Source organism: Micromonospora sp. DT81.3, assembly GCF_049847225.1.
Lineage (GTDB): Bacteria > Actinomycetota > Actinomycetes > Actinomycetales > Microbacteriaceae > Microbacterium.
The window spans coordinates 376,034-392,753 of the sequence record NZ_JBNCNY010000004.1 but is presented as its reverse complement, the minus strand read 5'-3'; the positions used below and the strand labels follow the sequence as shown (position 1 = coordinate 392,753).

General features: G+C 69.3%; 13 protein-coding genes and 1 pseudogene. 10 read left to right on the top strand and 4 right to left on the bottom strand.

Annotated features, from left to right (window positions below):
* Positions 1-63: 63 nt before the first annotated feature.
* From pyrH to ACPW96_RS12070, 7 genes and pseudogenes are all read left to right on the top strand, one after another.
* Positions 64-783, top strand: coding sequence for a UMP kinase (pyrH, locus tag ACPW96_RS12100; protein ID WP_425820420.1), 720 nt, complete (start codon positions 64-66; stop codon positions 781-783).
* Between the two features lie 63 nt (positions 784-846).
* Positions 847-1,401 (top strand): ribosome recycling factor, encoded by a 555-nt coding sequence (gene frr, locus ACPW96_RS12095; RefSeq protein ID WP_425820421.1) that lies wholly within the window; start codon positions 847-849, stop codon positions 1,399-1,401.
* A 190-nt stretch (positions 1,402-1,591) separates the two neighbouring features.
* The gene (locus ACPW96_RS12090; RefSeq protein WP_425883346.1) at positions 1,592-2,515 is read left to right on the top strand and encodes a phosphatidate cytidylyltransferase; all 924 of its coding nucleotides are present in this window, start codon (positions 1,592-1,594) and stop codon (positions 2,513-2,515) included.
* Positions 2,515-3,099 carry a DivIVA domain-containing protein gene (locus ACPW96_RS12085; protein ID WP_425883345.1) on the top strand — a complete coding sequence of 195 codons (585 nt, stop codon included), beginning with the start codon at positions 2,515-2,517 and terminating at the stop codon, positions 3,097-3,099. The genes ACPW96_RS12090 and ACPW96_RS12085 overlap by 1 nt, the downstream gene beginning before the upstream one ends.
* A 251-nt stretch (positions 3,100-3,350) precedes the next feature.
* The gene (locus ACPW96_RS12080) at positions 3,351-3,926 is read left to right on the top strand and encodes a hypothetical protein (RefSeq protein WP_425883343.1); all 576 of its coding nucleotides are present in this window, start codon (positions 3,351-3,353) and stop codon (positions 3,924-3,926) included.
* Positions 3,927-3,930: 4 nt separating this feature from the next.
* Positions 3,931-4,221 (top strand): hypothetical protein, encoded by a 291-nt coding sequence (locus ACPW96_RS12075; RefSeq protein ID WP_425820424.1) that lies wholly within the window; start codon positions 3,931-3,933, stop codon positions 4,219-4,221.
* Positions 4,221-4,949, top strand: a pseudogene (locus ACPW96_RS12070) (alpha/beta hydrolase); the annotation flags it as partial. The gene ACPW96_RS12075 and the pseudogene ACPW96_RS12070, both read left to right, overlap by 1 nt.
* A 34-nt stretch (positions 4,950-4,983) precedes the next feature.
* On the opposite strand, the gene ACPW96_RS12065 reads toward ACPW96_RS12070, so the two are convergent.
* On the bottom strand, positions 4,984-6,036 hold the full coding sequence (locus ACPW96_RS12065) for an AI-2E family transporter (RefSeq protein WP_425883341.1): 1,053 nt from the start codon (positions 6,034-6,036) through the stop codon (positions 4,984-4,986).
* Between the two features lie 177 nt (positions 6,037-6,213).
* On the opposite strand from ACPW96_RS12065, the gene ACPW96_RS12060 reads away from it, so the two are divergent.
* Positions 6,214-8,085: a glycosyl transferase gene (locus ACPW96_RS12060; protein WP_425820427.1), complete on the top strand. Its 1,872-nt coding sequence runs from the start codon at positions 6,214-6,216 to the stop codon at positions 8,083-8,085.
* A complete protein-coding gene (locus ACPW96_RS12055) occupies positions 8,082-9,032 on the top strand; it encodes a tetratricopeptide repeat protein (protein ID WP_425883339.1) in 951 nt (316 codons plus the stop codon). The genes ACPW96_RS12060 and ACPW96_RS12055 overlap by 4 nt, the downstream gene beginning before the upstream one ends.
* Before the next feature lie 6 nt (positions 9,033-9,038).
* On the opposite strand, the gene glgB is transcribed toward ACPW96_RS12055, so the two are convergent.
* The 3 genes from glgB to glgX all read right to left on the bottom strand — a co-directional run bounded on the left by glgB (position 9,039) and on the right by glgX (position 15,460).
* The gene (gene glgB / locus ACPW96_RS12050) at positions 9,039-11,216 is read right to left on the bottom strand and encodes a 1,4-alpha-glucan branching protein GlgB (protein WP_425883337.1); all 2,178 of its coding nucleotides are present in this window, start codon (positions 11,214-11,216) and stop codon (positions 9,039-9,041) included.
* Positions 11,216-13,186 (bottom strand): alpha-1,4-glucan--maltose-1-phosphate maltosyltransferase, encoded by a 1,971-nt coding sequence (locus tag ACPW96_RS12045; RefSeq protein ID WP_425883397.1) that lies wholly within the window; start codon positions 13,184-13,186, stop codon positions 11,216-11,218. The genes glgB and ACPW96_RS12045 overlap by 1 nt, the downstream gene beginning before the upstream one ends.
* Before the next feature lie 186 nt (positions 13,187-13,372).
* Positions 13,373-15,460 carry a glycogen debranching protein GlgX gene (glgX, locus tag ACPW96_RS12040; protein WP_425883335.1) on the bottom strand — a complete coding sequence of 696 codons (2,088 nt, stop codon included), beginning with the start codon at positions 15,458-15,460 and terminating at the stop codon, positions 13,373-13,375.
* 53 nt (positions 15,461-15,513) lie between these two features.
* Here glgX and ACPW96_RS12035 point away from each other — a divergent pair, with 53 nt between their 5' ends.
* Positions 15,514-16,680: a cysteine desulfurase family protein gene (locus tag ACPW96_RS12035; RefSeq protein ID WP_425883334.1), complete on the top strand. Its 1,167-nt coding sequence runs from the start codon at positions 15,514-15,516 to the stop codon at positions 16,678-16,680.
* The last annotated feature ends 40 nt before the right edge of the window (positions 16,681-16,720 follow it).

Genomic DNA, 16,720 nt, shown 5'->3' with positions numbered 1-16,720 from the left:
GGGTCCTTTTTCTCTGCCCGGCCCGAGCACAGTAGTTTTGAACCGCCGACGATTGGATGACACGTGATCGATGAGACGACCGGACGCCGACGCGTTCTGCTCAAACTTTCAGGAGAGGCGTTCGGAGCCGGCCAGTTGGGAGTCAACCCGGACGTCGTGAGCCAGATGGCGCAGGAGATCGCCGCGGCCGTCGACCGCGTGGAGATCGCGGTCGTCGTCGGCGGCGGCAACTTCTTCCGGGGCGCGGAGCTCAGCCAACGCGGTATGGACCGCGGGCGTGCCGACTACATGGGCATGCTGGGCACCGTCATGAACGCCCTCGCCCTGCAGGACTTCCTCGAGCAGGCCGGCGCCGCCACCCGCGTGCAGTCGGCCATCGCGATGACCCAGGTGGCGGAGCCCTACATCCCTCGTCGCGCGGAGCGGCACATGGAGAAGGGTCGCGTCGTCATCTTCGGTGCCGGTGCGGGTCTCCCGTACTTCTCCACCGATACGGTGGCCGCACAGCGGGCGCTGGAGATCGGCGCATCCGAGGTGCTCGTCGCCAAGAACGGTGTGGACGGGGTCTACACCGCCGACCCGCGCGTCGATCCGACAGCGACGAGGATCGACCGCATCACGTACCAGGATGCGCTTCAGCGGGGGCTCAAGGTCGTGGACTCCACCGCGTTCAGCCTGTGCATGGACAACCGCATGGACATGCGCGTGTTCGGCATGGAGCCGGCGGGCAACGTCACACGGGCGCTTCTCGGCGATGAGATCGGCACGCGCGTCACCGCGTGATCCCCGTGCCGGGGGACCCGCCCCGGCTACACTGGATCCCAAGCTTTACCGAATGGAGTGACCGTGATCACGGACGTCTTGGCGGATGCCGCAGCGCGTATGGACAGGGCCGTCGAGGCCGCCAAAGAGGACTTCTCGAGCGTGCGCACCGGCCGTGCGAACCCGCAGCTCTTCCAGAAGATCCTGGTGGACTACTACGGCACGCCGACGCCGCTGGCCCAGCTCGCGTCGCTCAACAACATCGAGGCGCGCACGATCGTCGTGACGCCCTACGACAAATCGGCTCTGAAGGCCATCGAGCAGGCGATCCGCGACACCCCGAACCTGGGCGCGAACCCGACGAACGACGGCAACATCGTTCGCGTCACGCTTCCCGAGCTCACCGAGGAGCGCCGCAAGGAGTTCGTGAAGATCGTTCGCTCGAAGGGCGAGGACGCCAAGGTCCACGTCCGCGGCATCCGCCGCAAGGCGAAGGACGACCTCGACGCTCTCAAGTCCGACCTGGGTGAGGACGACATCGCCCGCGGGGAGAAGGAACTCGACGCCGTGACGCGTGCCCGCGTCGACGCGATCGATGAGGCGCTCAAGCGCAAAGAGACCGAGCTCCTCGAAGTCTGAGGCTCACCTCATGAGCGACGTGCCCGACGGGAACCCGCCGACTTCCGACACTCCGCCCGTTTCAACGACCCCACCCGCTTCAACGACCCCGCCCGCCTCGACGACTCCGCCCGCCTCAGCAGCCCCGCTGACGCGTCGCCAGGCGTCGAAGTCGCGAGCGTCCCAGCCGCCCACTCCGGAGGCGATCCAGATGCAGCTGCGCGCAGCGCGCAGCGAGTTCGAGCATCAGGTGGCGCACGCCCGCGACCAGTTCGACGAGGCGAACGAGCGCATCAAGGAGCGCACGGGCCGCAACCTCATCGTCGCGATCGTCATCGCACTGGGGCTCGGTGCGGTGCTCGTGCTCTCGCTGATCTTCTTCAAGTGGCTCTTCGTGATCTTCGCGCTGGCCGCCAGCGTGCTGGTCACGTTCGAACTGGGCCGCGCCCTTCAGGCCAGTGGACGCCGGGTCGACCTCGGGCCGCAGCTCGTCGTCGGCTCCATCCTCGTCGTCTCCGCCTTCTTCATCGATCTGTGGCTGCATTGGGTACTTCTCTTCGCCGCCGTGGCGATCGTGCTCGTCTGGCGGATGCTTGCCCAGATGATCGCGAAGGACGGTCGCACCTACGGAGACGTGCTCAGCGACGTGCTCGTCGGCGGGCTGATCCAGCTGTACGTCCCGTTCCTCGCGAGCCTCGGCGTCGTGCTCCTGCGACAGGACGGCGGCGAGTGGTGGGTGCTGGCGTTCATCATCGTCGTCGTCGCCTCCGACACGGGCGCGTACGCGTCCGGCCTTGCCTTCGGCAAGCATCCGATGGCCCCCAGGATCAGCCCGAAGAAGACGTGGGAGGGCTTCGCGGGCGCGGCTCTCGCGGCCCTCGTCGCGGGTGTGCTGCTCGCCCTCTTCATGCTGGGTCTTCCGTGGTGGACGGGCCTGATCATCGGCGCCCTCATCCTCGGCACCGCCACTGCGGGCGACCTGGGCGAGTCGATGATCAAGCGAGACCTCGGCATCAAGGACATGAGCTCGTGGCTGCCCGGTCACGGCGGTGTGCTCGATCGGCTCGACTCCATCCTTCCCAGCGCCACGGCCGCCCTGGCGCTCTACTACCTCCTCTCTCCATTGGCGGCCTGATGACGACCTCCGAAGACACCCCCGCTCAGCTGTCGCCCGCGCCGTTCCCCGACGCGCCCCGCCGGCAGCGGGGCTATGACCGCCGCGCGGTCGACGAGTTCCTCGCGCGCGCCCGCGCGTCGTTCGAGAAGACCGGCTCCGAGGGGGAGCTGATCGACGCGGCCGCCGTGCGACAGGTGGCGTTCCCGCTCGTGCGCGGCGGCTACTCGATCGCCGCGGTCGACGGCGCGCTCGGACGTGTCGAGGACGCGTTCGCGGCCGTGGAGCGGGAGCGCGAGGTGACCACGGCAGGCGCCGAGACCTGGGTCGAGCGGGCGCGGGATCACGCGCAGGAGATCCTCGAGCACCTCGCGCGACCCAGGGGCCGCCGCTTCGCGCGGACGAGCTGGCTGACCTTCGGCTACCGCATCGACGAGGTCGACCTCATCTCCGACAAGCTGGCGCGCTACTTCGAGAGCGGCGACCCGGTGACGGTCGATCAGGTGCGGGCGGTGGCATTCCGCATGCAGCGCGCCGGGTATCGGGAAGAGCAGGTGGATGCCCTGCTCGACGCCGTCGTCGACGTCATGCTCGCCGTCCGCTGACCCCGCCCCAGCCGGCGAGCGTGGTATCGGATGGCGATCATCGCGCTCGGATGGCACATCGGTGCCCGCATCGATAAACTCGGGCCATTGTGACTTCGGGTGGAGAGATGGTTCCGGCGTCATCCCGCGGGGTGGCGCGCACATCGACGGCACGCGGAGCGGGGCAGCGCACTCGTCGTTCGGCGGCTCCGGCCCGGGCGAGGTGGAGCCGCCGACGCGGCGTCCTGGGCGTCTTCGCAGCCCTTTCCGTCGTGGGTTTCATCGGGGCGTACGTCGGTCCGACCGGTGCCGCGCTCGCTGAGGCCGTCCCGGCCGTCGCCCCGTTGTCCCTGTACTCGACCGCCGTGATCGACGCACAGTCGTACGAGGTCGAGACCGCCCCCGAAGCGGAGCCGGCGACGCTCGACCGAGGGAACTACACGGTGTACGTGACGCCCAAGCCGACGCCCCCTCCGACTCCCGTGGCCACGTCCACGGGCAGCACGTCGGGGGCGCGCTGGTCCCCGCCCTTCGTCACCCCCGATCCGGGCAGCGCCCAGGCGATCGCGTACGAGATGGTGCTGGCACGGGGCTGGAGCGACGCCGAGTTCGGCTGCCTCGTCGCCCTGTGGAACCGCGAGTCCGGCTGGCGCGTCAACGCGTACAACGCCGGCAGCGGTGCCTATGGCATCCCGCAGTCCCTCCCTGGCAACAAGATGGCCTCCGCCGGCGCCGATTGGGAGACCAACCCGGCGACCCAGATTTCGTGGGGACTGGGTTACATCGGCGGCCGGTACGGAACGCCGTGCGGCGCCTGGGGCCACTCGCAGTCCACCGGCTGGTACTGACCCCGTGCCGCGGTCCCACCGCCGGCGTCCGGACCCGTCCGGCGACGACGACTCGTTCGAGCACCTGCTCGCCGGCTGGAAGCGCACGGAGTACCGCCGAGGCGTCGAGTGGACGGTGCAGCCCGTCTCAGGTGCTCAGGCCGTGAAATCCTACGTGTGCCCCGGCTGCGGACGATCCATCGATATCGGCCTCGCGCATCTCGTCGCATGGCGCGCCGACGGGGTGCTCGGCGCCGAGGCCGATCTGGCCGCGCGAAGGCACTGGCATACGCACTGCTGGAAGATCGGCCGCTGATGAAAGGTGCTGAGTTCATGGAGATCCGCGGACCCGTCGAGCTGCCCGCACGGCGAGAAGACATCGAACTGCAGACCCTCGATGGGCTGACGCTCGTCGGTGAGCTGTCGCTGCCGGTCGATCGCGAGCCGGTCGCGACCCTGGTGACCCTGCACCCGCTGCCCACCGCGGGGGGATTCATGGACTCCCACATCCTCCGCAAAGCCGCGGCCCGCCTCCCGGCGCTGGCCGACCTCGCGGTGCTGCGGTTCAACACCCGCGGAACGGCGTCCCCTCGTGGCACGAGCGACGGCGAGTTCGACGGCGGCCGCGCGGAGGCCTTCGACGTCGCGGCCGCGATGGACCTCGTTCGCGACCGCGCACTGCCGGAGCCGTGGCTGGTCGGATGGTCGTTCGGCACGGAGCTCGCGCTCAAGTACGGCCGTGACCACGACGTACGAGGCGTCATCCTGCTCTCGCCCCCGTTGCACCGGGCCACACCCGAAGAGGTCGCGGCGTGGGCGGGGGACCACCGCCGCGTCGTCGTGCTGGTTCCCGAGTTCGACGACTACCTCAGGCCGGATGCCGCCACCGAGCGCTTCGCGTCCGTGCCCGACGCCACGCTGATCGCCGTGGAGGGCGGCAAGCACCTGTGGGTGGGCGAGTCCCAGACCCGCCGGGTTCTCACCGAGATCGTCGGCGTCGTGAATCCGTCAGCGCTGCCGCTTCCCGAGGAGTGGCCGAGCCCCTGAACCCCGCTCGAGCCGGGCGGTGGAGCGTGCGTCAGAGCTCGTTCATCCGCGGGATGACCACCTGGCGGTAGATGATCAGCACGCTCGCGGCCACCGGAATGGCGATCAGCGCGCCGAGCAGGCCGAGCAGCGACCCGCCGGCCAGCGCCGCGATCACCACCACCGCGCCGGGCACCGACACCGCACGGTTCATGATTCGCGGCGAGATGATGTATGCCTCGATCTGCATGTAGATCAGGTAGTAGATCGCGGCGATGAGCGCCGTCGTCGGCGAGCCGAGGCCCGGGATCAGGCAGGTCAGCACGATGATCGTCGATCCGGTCAGCGTTCCGACGAGAGGGATGAGGGAGAAGAAGAAGGCGACGACCGCCAGGACGGCCGGAAAGGGAGCGCCGATGATCGTGAGGAAGATGGCACTGAGCACGCCGTTGAGCACGCCCATGCTGACCTGGCCCATGACGTAGTAGCCGACGGAATCGGTGATCTGCTCCGAGAGATCGATGAACCGAGCGCGCTTGGAGGCGGGGACCAGCTGGTAGATCGCCGCCTTGAGCGACGGCGTGGAGGCCGTGAAGTAGATGGTCAGGATGAGGATGATGAACGCGCCGGTTACCCCCGCCAGGATGGATGCGCCGAGCGTGATGACGCTCTCGCCGATCGATGCATAGTCGAGGCCGTTGAGCCAGTCCTCGATGGATGTGAAGATGAACTCCACGTCAAGGTTGGGGAAGACTCCGGCGACCCATCCCTTGACATCGTCGATGCTGGTGCCGCTCTCGACGAGCTCGGTGATCGCCTTCACGAGCTGACCGATCTGCTGGGAGATGATCGGGATCAGCAGCAGGACGATCCCCGCAAAGATCGCCAGGACGGCGAGGATCGTGATGAGCACGGCGGCCCAGCGGGGGAGCCCTCGGCGCTCGAGCCAGTTCACGGCCGGGTCGAGCCCGAGCCCCAGGAAGAGTGCGGTGCCGACGTACAGCAGGATGGTGGACAGCGTTCCGATGCTGTTGAGAAGCACGATGCCGAGCCCGACGCCGAGCGTCGCGACGAACGCGACGCGAAACGGATTGTGCACCTTCATAGGGGCTCCTTGCTTGCCGTGGCGAGGCATCCAGTTGTCTCGTCAGACTACGGCGGGAATCGGCACGGACGGCGGTGGGCGCGCTCCTGGGTAACTTTCAGGTCGCCTTCGCTAGTCTGAAACGTCGAGTGTGCGGACCCCCGGGCTCTCCGGTCGGGTCGAAAAGGGAGTTACTTCGTGCGTTTTGTGTGGGCCATCGCGGCGTTCTTCCTCGCCGCGGTGCTGATCGGAGCCGGCATCGCCCAGCGAACCGTCTTCCTCGGACCCAAGACGGAACAGGCGTCCATCTCCGTGACCGAGGACCTTCCGTACACCCTCATCGACGGGGAGGTGCTCAACAGGCTTCCCGGCGCCCAGACCCTGATGGTCCGCGGCGAGGGGACGATCTTCGCCGCCTACGGCCGCACGAACGACCTGCAGGCGTGGCTCGCCGACACCGACCACAACGAGGTCACCCTGGACGGAGACGAGATCGTCTCCGAGGCGATCGACGCCGTCGAAGCTGAGCCCGGCGAAGAGGCTGCCGAGGGCGAAGCCGGTGCCCAGGCCCCCGCGGAGGGCGACGCCGCCGCGGCCCCACCGGAAGGCGACGCGGCCGAGGCGGGACCCGCGCGCACGCCGGCGGGCTCAGACCTCTGGCTCGACGAGTTCGAGCAGGAGGACGCGCTCATCACGCCTCTGCAGCTGCCGTCCGAGATGAGCGTGCTCATCGCCTCCGACGGCATCGAGCCCGCGCCGAGCGACGTGACGGTGTCGTGGCCGCTGGACACCTCCACACCGTGGGCCGGTCCGCTCATCGCTGTCGGCGGCATCCTGATGTTCCTCGGTGTGCTGCTCTACGTGCTCGGCATCCGTCACGCGCGTCGTTCGCGCGGACCGCGACGCAAGGGCCTTCCTCCGCTCGCCGAGACCCAGCCCATCGACATCGCGGTGGAGGGGTCCGACAAGGGCGTCATCAGCGCCGGCCGCCCCCGCAAGGCGCTGGCCCGCGGTCGCCGCGCCTACGCGATCATGCCGATGGTCGCCGTATCCGCGCTGCTGTTCACCGGGTGCTCGCCGGACTCCTGGCCGCAGATGTCCTCCTCGCCCACCCCCAGTGAATCCGCGACTGTTCTCGTGCAGGAGGGTCAGCAGGCGCCGGCCGTCACGCAGGCCCAGGCGGAGCGCATCCTCTCGCGCATCTCGGAGTCCGTCGCGGCCGCCGACGAGGCGATGGACCCGGCGCTCGCCGCCGATCGCCTCGATGGGGCGGCCCTCGCCGAGCGTGCCACGAACTACAAGCTGCGTGCCGCGATCGCCGACCACACACCTCCCACGCCGATCCCCGACAAGCCGCTCGAGATCCTGCTTCCGCAGGCCTTCGACGATTGGCCGCGCACCTTCATGTCTGTCGTCGCCGATGACCAGGACGAGACCGTCCCGCCGATGATCATGCTCCTCACGCAGGAGGACGCCTGGTCGCCGTACAAGCTGACCTACGCGGCGAGCATGGAGGCGTCCGTCGAGCTGCCCCCGCTCGCTCCGGCGGCCATCGGCGCCCCCCGGGTCCCGGCCGACTCGTCCTTCGTGGCGATGCCGCCGGAGGACCTCGCGGTCGCGTACGCCGACGTGCTGAACAAGGGCGAGGACAGCGAGTACTACGACATGTTCGATGCGACGACCGACCAGTTCCGCGTCACCGTGGCGACCGATCGCCAGCGCCGCCTCGACGCGTTCAACCAGACGGCCGCCTCGACGGGCAGCCTGACCTTCGAATCCACCCCCGGCACGTTCGAGCCCGTCGCCCTGGCGACGCTCGAGAGCGGTGCCATCGTCGCCATCACGGTGAACGAGACCGACACCGTCAAGCCGACCACACCGGATGCCGTCATCAAGCTGACGGACAACCCGACGGTGAAGACCCTCACCGGAGTGGATCAGTCCTCCACCGGTTTCTCCACGACGTTCGGCGATCAGCTGTTCTTCTATGTTCCCGGGCAGGGTTCGAATGAGAAGATCAAGCTGCTCGGCTACGGTTCCAACATCCTCGATGCGAAGGTGATCCCTTGAGCAATGCCCCCGGCGCCGTGATGCGCGGCGCGGTCGACCTGTCAGCACTCCGCAATCGGCCGGAGGCACCCGCTCCGGGCGCTCCCGCGTCCGCGGGCGGCGCCCCTGCGGCATCCGTCCCCTCTCTCGTCCTGGATGTCACCGACGCCACGTTCGGTCAGGTGCTGGAGCTCTCGCGCACCGTTCCGGTCGTGGTCGACCTGTGGGCCGAATGGTGCGGGCCGTGCAAGCAGCTCAGCCCGATCCTCGAGAAGGTCGTCCTCGAGCTGGGCGGGCGCCTCGTGCTCGCCAAGGTGGATGTCGATGCCAACCCGCAGCTCGCGCAGGGATTCCGCGCCCAATCGATCCCGATGGTCGTCGCCCTCGTGGGCGGCCAGCCCGTGCCGTTGTTCACGGGCGCGGTGCCCGAGCAGCAGGTGCGCGAGGTCTTCGCCCAGCTGCTGCAGGTCGCTGCCCAGAACGGTGTGACCGGAACGGTGGCCGTCGACGGCTCCGACCCGGCGACGGCCGAGACCGACGACGTGGAGCCGGCGCTGCCGCCGCTGCACGCCGAAGCGTACGACGCCATCGAGGCCGGCGACTACGCGCGGGCCGTCTCGGCCTACGAGCGCGCCCTCGCCGAGAACCCGCGCGACGAGGATGCCCGTGCAGGACTCGGGCAGGTGCGCCTGCTCGCTCGCGTGCAGGCGCTGGACCCCCAGTCGGCGCGCGCGGCCGCGGCCGCCGACCCCCGCGACATGGACGCCCAATTCGCGGTCGCCGATCTGGACATCGCCGGCGGGCACGTCGAGGATGCCTTCGTGCGCCTGCTCGACCTTTTCGCGGACCTGCCGACCGATGCCAGGGGTCCCGTCAAGGATCGACTGCTCGAGCTGTTCGCGCTGGTCGGAGACGCCGATCCTCGCGTGCTCGCGGCACGCCGCAGCCTGGCGTCGTTGCTCTTCTAACCCGCCTCAGCCCTGAGTGGGGCTCGGGATGTGCGCCTCCGGGTCGTGGCGCAGCCACAGCACGCCGAGCGGCGGGAGCACGAGCGACGCGCGCGGCGAATCCTTCTCGCGCTCGTGCGCGTAGACGACGCCCATGTTGCCGACGCCCGAGCCGCCGTACTCCTGGGCGTCGCTGTTCAGCACCTCGTGCCACACGCCCGCCTCGGGCAGGTCGAGTTCGAACCCGTGCACTGGCACGCCGGAGAAGTTGCCGATCACCGCAACGGTGTTGCCGTGCCAGTCGCGACGGGTGAAGGCGACGACGTTCGGATTCCACACCGGGCCGCCGATGCGCGAGAAGGCGGCGCCATCGCTGTCGCGCGCCCACAGGGCGGAGTGCTCCTTGTAGGTGCGGTTGAGAACGCCGACGAAGCCGTGCAGCTGCGCGTGCGACGGCTGGTCGAGGATCCACCAGTCCAGCCCGCGGCCCTCGGCCCACTCGGAGAGCTGACCGAACTCCTGGCCCATGAAGAGCAGCTGCTTGCCCGGGTGCCCCCACTGGTACGCCAGGAACGCACGCAGGTTGGCGAGCTTCTGCCAGTGGTCACCGGGCATGCGCGAGAAGAGGCTGCCCTTTCCGTGCACGACCTCGTCATGGCTGATCGGCAGCACGAAGTTCTCGCTGAACGCGTAGACGAAGGAGAACGACAGCTCGCCCTCGTGGTGCGAGCGGTACATGGGGTCGCGTGCGAAGTACTGCAGCGTGTCGTTCATCCAGCCCATGTTCCACTTGAAGCCGAAGCCCAGGCCGCCGCGGCTGGTCGGGGCGGTCACCCCCGGGAAGCTCGTGGACTCCTCGGCGATCATCACGATGCCGGGGTAGCGCTTGTACGCGGTGGCGTTGACCTCCTGCAGGAAGTGGATGGCCTCGAGGTTCTCCCGGCCGCCGTGGATGTTCGGCACCCACTCGCCCTCTTCGCGGGAGTAGTCGAGGTAGAGCATCGATGCGACGGCGTCGACGCGCAGGCCGTCGACGTGGAACTCCTCGAACCAGTAGAGCGCGTTGGCGACGAGGAAGTTGCGCACCTCGTTGCGGCCGTAGTCGAAGATGTACGTTCCCCAGTCGCGATGCTCGCCTCGCCGGGGATCCGGATGCTCGTACAGCGGATCGCCGTCGAACCGCGCGAGCGCGAACGAGTCCTTCGGGAAGTGCCCCGGAACCCAGTCCATGATCACGCCGATGCCCGCCTGGTGCAGGCGGTCGATCAGGTAGCGAAGGTCGTCGGGTTGGCCGAAGCGGCTCGTGGGGGCGAAGTACCCCGTCACCTGGTAGCCCCATGATCCGCCGAACGGGTGCTCCGCGAGCGGGAGGAACTCGATATGCGTGAACCCCTGGCCGGCGACGTAGTCGATGAGCTGATCGGCGGCGTCACGGTACGACAGGCCGGGTCGCCAGGACGCGAGATGCACCTCGTAGACCGACATCGGCTCCGAGACGGGGGTCGACTTCGCGCGGCGAGACATCCATCCGCCGTCGGCCCACGCGTAGGCCGACTCCGTGACCACGGATGCCGTGGCCGGCGGCACCTCGGCGAAGCGTGCCATCGGGTCGGCCTTGGTCACCCACCCGCCGTGCCGCGAGAGCAGCTCGAACTTGTAGGCGGCGCCGGCGGCGACGCCGGGCACGAACAGCTCCCATACGCCCGTGCCGCCCATCGACCGCATGGCGTGGTTGTTGCCGTACCAGCCGTTGAAGTCGCCGAGCACACGCACCGCACGGGCGTTCGGCGCCCAGACGGTGAACGACGTGCCCTGCGTGCCGCCGTGCTCCCGCACGTGGGCGCCGAGCACCCGCCACAGCTCCTCGTGCCGGCCTTCGCGGATGAGGTGCAGATCGAGCTCGCCTATGGTGGGGCTGTGGCGGTAGGGGTCATCGGCCTCCCAGTCCGGGCCGCCCTCGTAGGAGGCGATCACCCGGTAGGCCGTCACGGGTCCGACGTAGGAGCCCTCCCAGATGCCGGACCCCTCGTGCGCGAGGGGCACGTCGGTGCCATCGATGAGGACGGCGCGCACCGCGGTCGCGAGCGGGCGCTGTGCGCGGATGACCGTGCGGGTGCCGTCGAGATGGGCGCCGAGCACGCTATGGGGATCATGGTACGACCCGGAGGCGACGGCCTCGAGGAGAGATGCATCGAGCGAGGTCATCATCGGCCCTTCACGGTCAGGATGTGGACGGGTTCGTTGAAGGCGTCGAGCCGCACGAAGTTGTGGTCGGACCACGTCCAGGTGGCGCCGGTGATGAGATCCTCGACGTCGAAGGGCTCGCCGGGCGCGACGCCCCAGAGGCGGGTGTCGAGGTGAACCATCGTCTGCCGCACCGAGTGCGGGTCGACGTTCGCCACCACGAGGACCGTGTCCGCCGCACCGGTGGGCGAGAGAGCGGCGTCGAGGTGCTTCGAATACACGAGGATCGCGTCGTCATCGCTCCAGTGCACGCGCAGGTTGCGCAGCTGCAGGAGCGCCGGATGCGCCCGGCGGATCTCGTTCAGGCGGCGCAGATACGGGGCGAGCGAGTCGCCGCGTTCCTCGGTCCCCGGCCAGTCCCGCAGCTTGTACTCGTACTTCTCGTTGTCGATGTTCTCTTCCGAACCGGGGCGCGCGACGTTCTCGAAGTGCTCGTAGCCGGCATAGACACCGTAAGTCGGAGCGCCCGTCGCGGCGATGGCCGCGCGGATCTTGTAGGCGGGACGACCCCCGTACTGCAGGTACTCCGTGAGGATGTCGGGGGTGTTCACGAAGAGGTTCGGCCGCAGGAAGTCGGCCGTCTCGGTCGCGAGTCCGCTGAGGAAGGTCTCGAGCTCCTCCTTGGTGTTGCGCCAGGTGAAGTATGTGTAGCTCTGCTGGAATCCCGCGGACGCGAGGCCCTGGAGGGGAGCCGGGCGGGTGAACGCCTCGGCGAGGAACACGACGTCCGGGTTCTCCGCCGTCACGGTGCGGATCAGCCACTCCCAGAACTGCAGCGGCTTGGTGTGGGGGTTGTCGACGCGGAAGATCAGAACGCCCTGGGCTATCCAGTGCCGCACGATGCGCAGCACCTCGGCGCGGATGCCCTCCGGATCGTTGTCGAAGTTGATGGGGTAGATGTCCTGGTACTTCTTCGGCGGATTCTCCGCGAAGGCGATGGATCCGTCCGGAAGAGTGGTGAACCACTCGGGGTGCTCGGTGACCCACGGATGGTCCGGCGCCGCCTGCAGAGCCAGGTCGAGCGCGACCTCGAGCCCTGCCGATCGCGCGGCGCGCACGAACGCGCGGAAGTCGGAGAGCGTCCCGAGATCCGGGTGCACGGTGTCGTGGCCGCCCTCGGTCGAGCCGATCGCCCACGGCGATCCAGGATCGCGCTCCCCGGCATCGAGGGTGTTGTTGGGTCCCTTGCGGTTCTTGCGGCCGATCGGGTGGATGGGTGGCAGGTACAGCACGTCGAAACCCATGGCCGCGACATCCGGCATGCGCTTCGCCGCGGTGCGGAACGTGCCGCTCTTGATGGTGCCGTCCTTGAGTCGCTTGGCGCCTTCCGAGCGCGGGAAGAACTCGTACCAGGCCCCGACGCCTGCGCGTTCGCGCTCGACCAGCAGTTCGTTGGTGGCCCCGACGGTGACGAGCGACATCAGCGGCCGGTCGGCGAAGAAGGCGGCGATCGCGGGATCCTGAACGATTCCGAGGGCGACCTCGTCGCCGACGAGGGGATCGCGCAGTGCGGCGGCGGCGCCCTCGAGCGCGCGGCGCTCGGCGACGGGGCGCCCCTTCTCCTTGACCGCGCGGTCGAACAGCAGCGCGCCGGTCTCGCGCATGAGCGGCACATCGACGCCCGCAGGGATCTTCAGCTCGGCGGCGTGCTCCCAGGTGGCGTAGTCATCCGCGAAGCCCTCGAACCGGAACGACCACACACCCTGTTCGAGGAGCGACACCAGAGCGCTCCAGCGGTCGAAGCCGTCGCCCAGCGGAACCATGCGGTGCAGGGATTCGTCGCCCGAGGGGGAGAAGAGCCGGAGGTGGACGCCGATGAGATCGTGACCCTCGCGGAACGCGGTGACGAAGAACGGCACGACCTCGCCGGCGAAGGCCTTGGGCCGGAACTCGCCGCCCGGCACGGAAGGACGCGGATGGCGAAGCGGGATGCGCCCTATCGCCGTATCCCGGGAGCCCTGGGCGTCTGTTGCCGGCCGGAGCGGGATGGCGGCCCCGCTGCGCCAGGTGGTGGAGACGGACCTTGAACGATTCGGTGATGCCACATCCCGAACCTATCGTGGCCCGCACTCCTTCGACAGGCTCGCGACACGGCTTGACGCCGAGCCGCCCGCAGGCTATTCCGCGCGGAACAGGTGCATCGCGGTTCCCCGGAGGCTCACGACATCGCCCGGCGCGAACTGCGGCGTGTCCTGTGCCGGCCGCTCGTCCTCGCTCGACCAGAGCGAGACGTAGCGCGTCACCCCGGCGATGGAGGGCAGCCGCACGTCGATGGGCGACTCGTTGCCGTGCACGATCAGGAGGATGCGGTTGAGCGCCTCGGTCTCGGGGGTCGAGGTCGCCACGTACTGCAGCGTGCGGTGCCCGGGGTCGGTCCAGCGGTCGATCGACATCGTCTCGCCGTGCTCGTCGTACCACCCCATCACCGATGCGCTCGGCGTCCGCTCACCGAGCCGCGCGAAGCGCATCGGGCGTAGGGCCGGATTCTCGTGACGAAGACGCGTGAGGGTCGCGACGTGGGCCCGCAGGTCGTCCTGCCATGGGTCGGTGTCCCATGCCAGCCAGGTGAGGGGCGAGTCGTGGCAGTAGGCGTTGTTGTTGCCCCTCTGCGTGCGGCCCATCTCGTCGCCGGCCGTGAGCATCGGGATACCGGCCGAGAGCAGGAGTGTGCCGAGCAGGTTGCGCATCGCCTTGCGTCGGGTCGCCAGGATGCCGGCGTCCTCCGTCGGCCCCTCGGCGCCGTGATTGAACGACCGGTTGGTGTCGGCGCCGTCCCTGTTCTGCTCGCCGTTGCCCAGGTTGTGCTTGACGTCGTACGAGACGAGGTCCCGCAGGGTGAAGCCGTCGTGGGCGGTGACGAAGTTCACGCTGGCGAGGGGACCCCGTTCGACGCTGAACGTGTTGGCCGAGCCTGCGAGCCGCGTCGCGAACCCGCCGATCCCGACGGGAGCGGCCGACGCCCTGCGTGCGTAGTCGACGTCGCTCAGCCAGAAGTTGCGCACGCGATCGCGGTAGCGGTCGTTCCACTCGTGCCAGCCGTCGCCGAAGTTGCCCGTCTGCCATCCGCCCATCCCTACGTCCCATGGCTCGGCGATGAGCTTCGCGTCGGCGAGCGCCGGGTCGTCCTTGATGGCCCGAAGGAGAGGATGCTCGGGGGTGAAGGTGTGCGCCGTGTCCCGGCCGAGAGTGGCCGCGAGATCCAGCCGGAAACCGTCCACCTGCACGTCGTTCGCCCAGTACCGGAGGGAGTCCAGCACGAGCCGCGCCGTGGCGTCGTTGGACGTGTCGAGGCTGTTGCCGCATCCGGTGACATCGATGTACGCGCCGTCGTCGTGCTGCCGGTAGTACGACCGGTTGTCGATGCCGCGAAGGCTCGAGCGGGGGCCGCCGATGCCCTCCTCCGCTGTGTGGTTGTAGACCACGTCAAGCACCACTTCGAGCCCCGCCTCGTGCAGCAGCCGCACCATGCCCTTGAACTCCCGCAGGACCGCCTCGGGTCCTTCGCGACGGTTGTGATCGGTCGCGTACGGGGTGTGCGGGGTGAAGAAGTTGAGAGTGTTGTAGCCCCAGTAGTTCGCCAGCCCGTGCTGGAGCAGGCGCGGCTCGGTCTGGAACGCGTGCACCGGAAGCAGCTCGATCGTGGTCACGCCGATCGAGTGGAAGTGCTCGATCATGGCGGGATGCGCGAGCCCCGCGTACGTCCCGTGCAGCGCGGGCGGCACGCGGGGGTGGCGCTTGCTCAGCCCCTTGACGTGCCCTTCGTAGATGATCGTGCGATCGAGAGGGACGCGGGGCTTCTGCACCCCGCCCCAGTCGAAGCACCCGTCGACGACCACCGAGCGCCAGGCGTCGTAGCTGCTCTGCACAAGCCCGCGGGCGTATGGCTCGATCAGCAGCGTGCGGGGGTTGAAGGTGTTGCCGGGCGCCTGACTGCCGGAGACCCTGATCGCATAGCGGGTGCCGGGGCGCAGAAGCGACGTCGACACGCTCCAGAGGCCATCGCCGGCCGGCTCGAGCGGGATGGAATCGGTGATCCAGTCGAGGTCGGTGTCGTCGAAGATCTCGAGCTCGATCGCGTCGGCGTTCTCGGACCAGACACGCAGCGTGCCGCCACCGTCATGCAGACGGACCCCGAGGTCATCGAGCTCCGGACGGAGGATGCCTGAGGGGGGAGCGAGAGTGGGCGAGGGCTCCGGACAGACCATGCGCTCTACAGTAGTAAGGCGGAGCGGCCTTGCGGCGACGGGGGGATGGTGGCATGCAGGTGTATCTGGACCACGCCGCCACAACGCCGCTCCGCACCGAGGCCCGCGACGCCTGGCTGGAGGCATCCGGGACCGTCGGCAACGCCTCGTCCATCCACGGCGGGGGACAGACGGCCCGGCGGCTCCTCGAGGAGTCCCGTGAGCGCATCGCGGCGGTCCTGCACTGCGACCCCATCGAGCTTGTCCTCACCTCGGGCGGCACGGAATCGATCAACCTCGCGCTGAAGGGCCTGTGGTGGGCGAGGGCAGCGCGCGACGCCGTCGTGCTGCCCGACGGCGAGCACCACGCCACCCTCGACACGGTCGAGTGGCTCCGTGTGCACGAGGGCGCCCGCATCGTAGGTGTGGGGCTCGACGCTTCCGGCCGCATCGACCCGGGTGCCTTCGAAGAGGCGCTGCGCTCGCCCGGCGTCGCATTCGGCACGGCCCTGATGGCAGGCAACGAGTCGGGGACCATCAACGACTCGACGGAGCTGGCGGCCGCTGCGGCGGGGGCCGCCGTCCCGCTGCACCTGGATGCCGTCGCCGCGTTCGGGCACGTCCCGGTGCGGTTCTCCTCGCTGCGGGCGGATGCCGCCCCCGCGTCCGGCCTCGTCGCCCTGAGCGTGTCCGCCCACAAGGTCGGCGGGCCTGTCGGCGTCGGGGCCCTCGTGGTCTCGCGCACCGCCGCCGTGACCGCCCTCCTGCACGGCGGCGGCCAGCAGCGCTCCCTGCGAGCCGGCACACAGGACGTCGCGGGCGCGGCTGCGTTCGCCGTGGCGGCGGAGCTGGCCGAGAACGAGCGGGAGGCGGAAGCGCAGCGGCTCGCTGCGTTGCGCGACGAGCTCGTGCGCGGCATCCGCGCCGCCGTTCCCGAAGCCGAACTCCTGGGCGACCCGGTGCATCGCCTGGCCGGCAACGCCCACATCCTCTTCCCCGGCGCGGCGGGGGAGTCTCTGCTGTTCCTGCTCGATCGTGCGGGCATCGCCGTCTCGACGGGCTCCGCGTGCCAGGCCGGCGTGCCGGAACCCTCGCACGTGGTGCTGGCGATGGGGCGTGCCCAAGCGGACGCGCGCTCGGTGCTGCGGTTCACACTCGGCCGCACTTCGCAGCCGAGCGATGTGGATGCCGTGGTCGCCGCGATCCCGGAAGCGTACGCGCGGGCATCCGGACGATCCTGAGGCGGTGGTCGCCGGGATCCGCCCAGCAAGGGCCTCGTAC

Excerpts from the sequence above, each read along its gene's own strand:
- ACPW96_RS12085 (WP_425883345.1), top strand. The coding sequence starts at position 2,515 with ATGACGACCTCCGAAGACACCCCCGCTCAGCTGTCGCCCGCGCCGTTC.
- glgB (WP_425883337.1), bottom strand. The coding sequence starts at position 11,216 with ATGACCTCGCTCGATGCATCTCTCCTCGAGGCCGTCGCCTCCGGGTCG.
- ACPW96_RS12035 (WP_425883334.1), top strand. The coding sequence starts at position 15,514 with ATGCAGGTGTATCTGGACCACGCCGCCACAACGCCGCTCCGCACCGAG.
- ACPW96_RS12090 (WP_425883346.1), top strand. The coding sequence starts at position 1,592 with ATGCAGCTGCGCGCAGCGCGCAGCGAGTTCGAGCATCAGGTGGCGCAC.
- glgX (WP_425883335.1), bottom strand. The coding sequence starts at position 15,460 with ATGGTCTGTCCGGAGCCCTCGCCCACTCTCGCTCCCCCCTCAGGCATC.
- ACPW96_RS12065 (WP_425883341.1), bottom strand. The coding sequence starts at position 6,036 with ATGAAGGTGCACAATCCGTTTCGCGTCGCGTTCGTCGCGACGCTCGGC.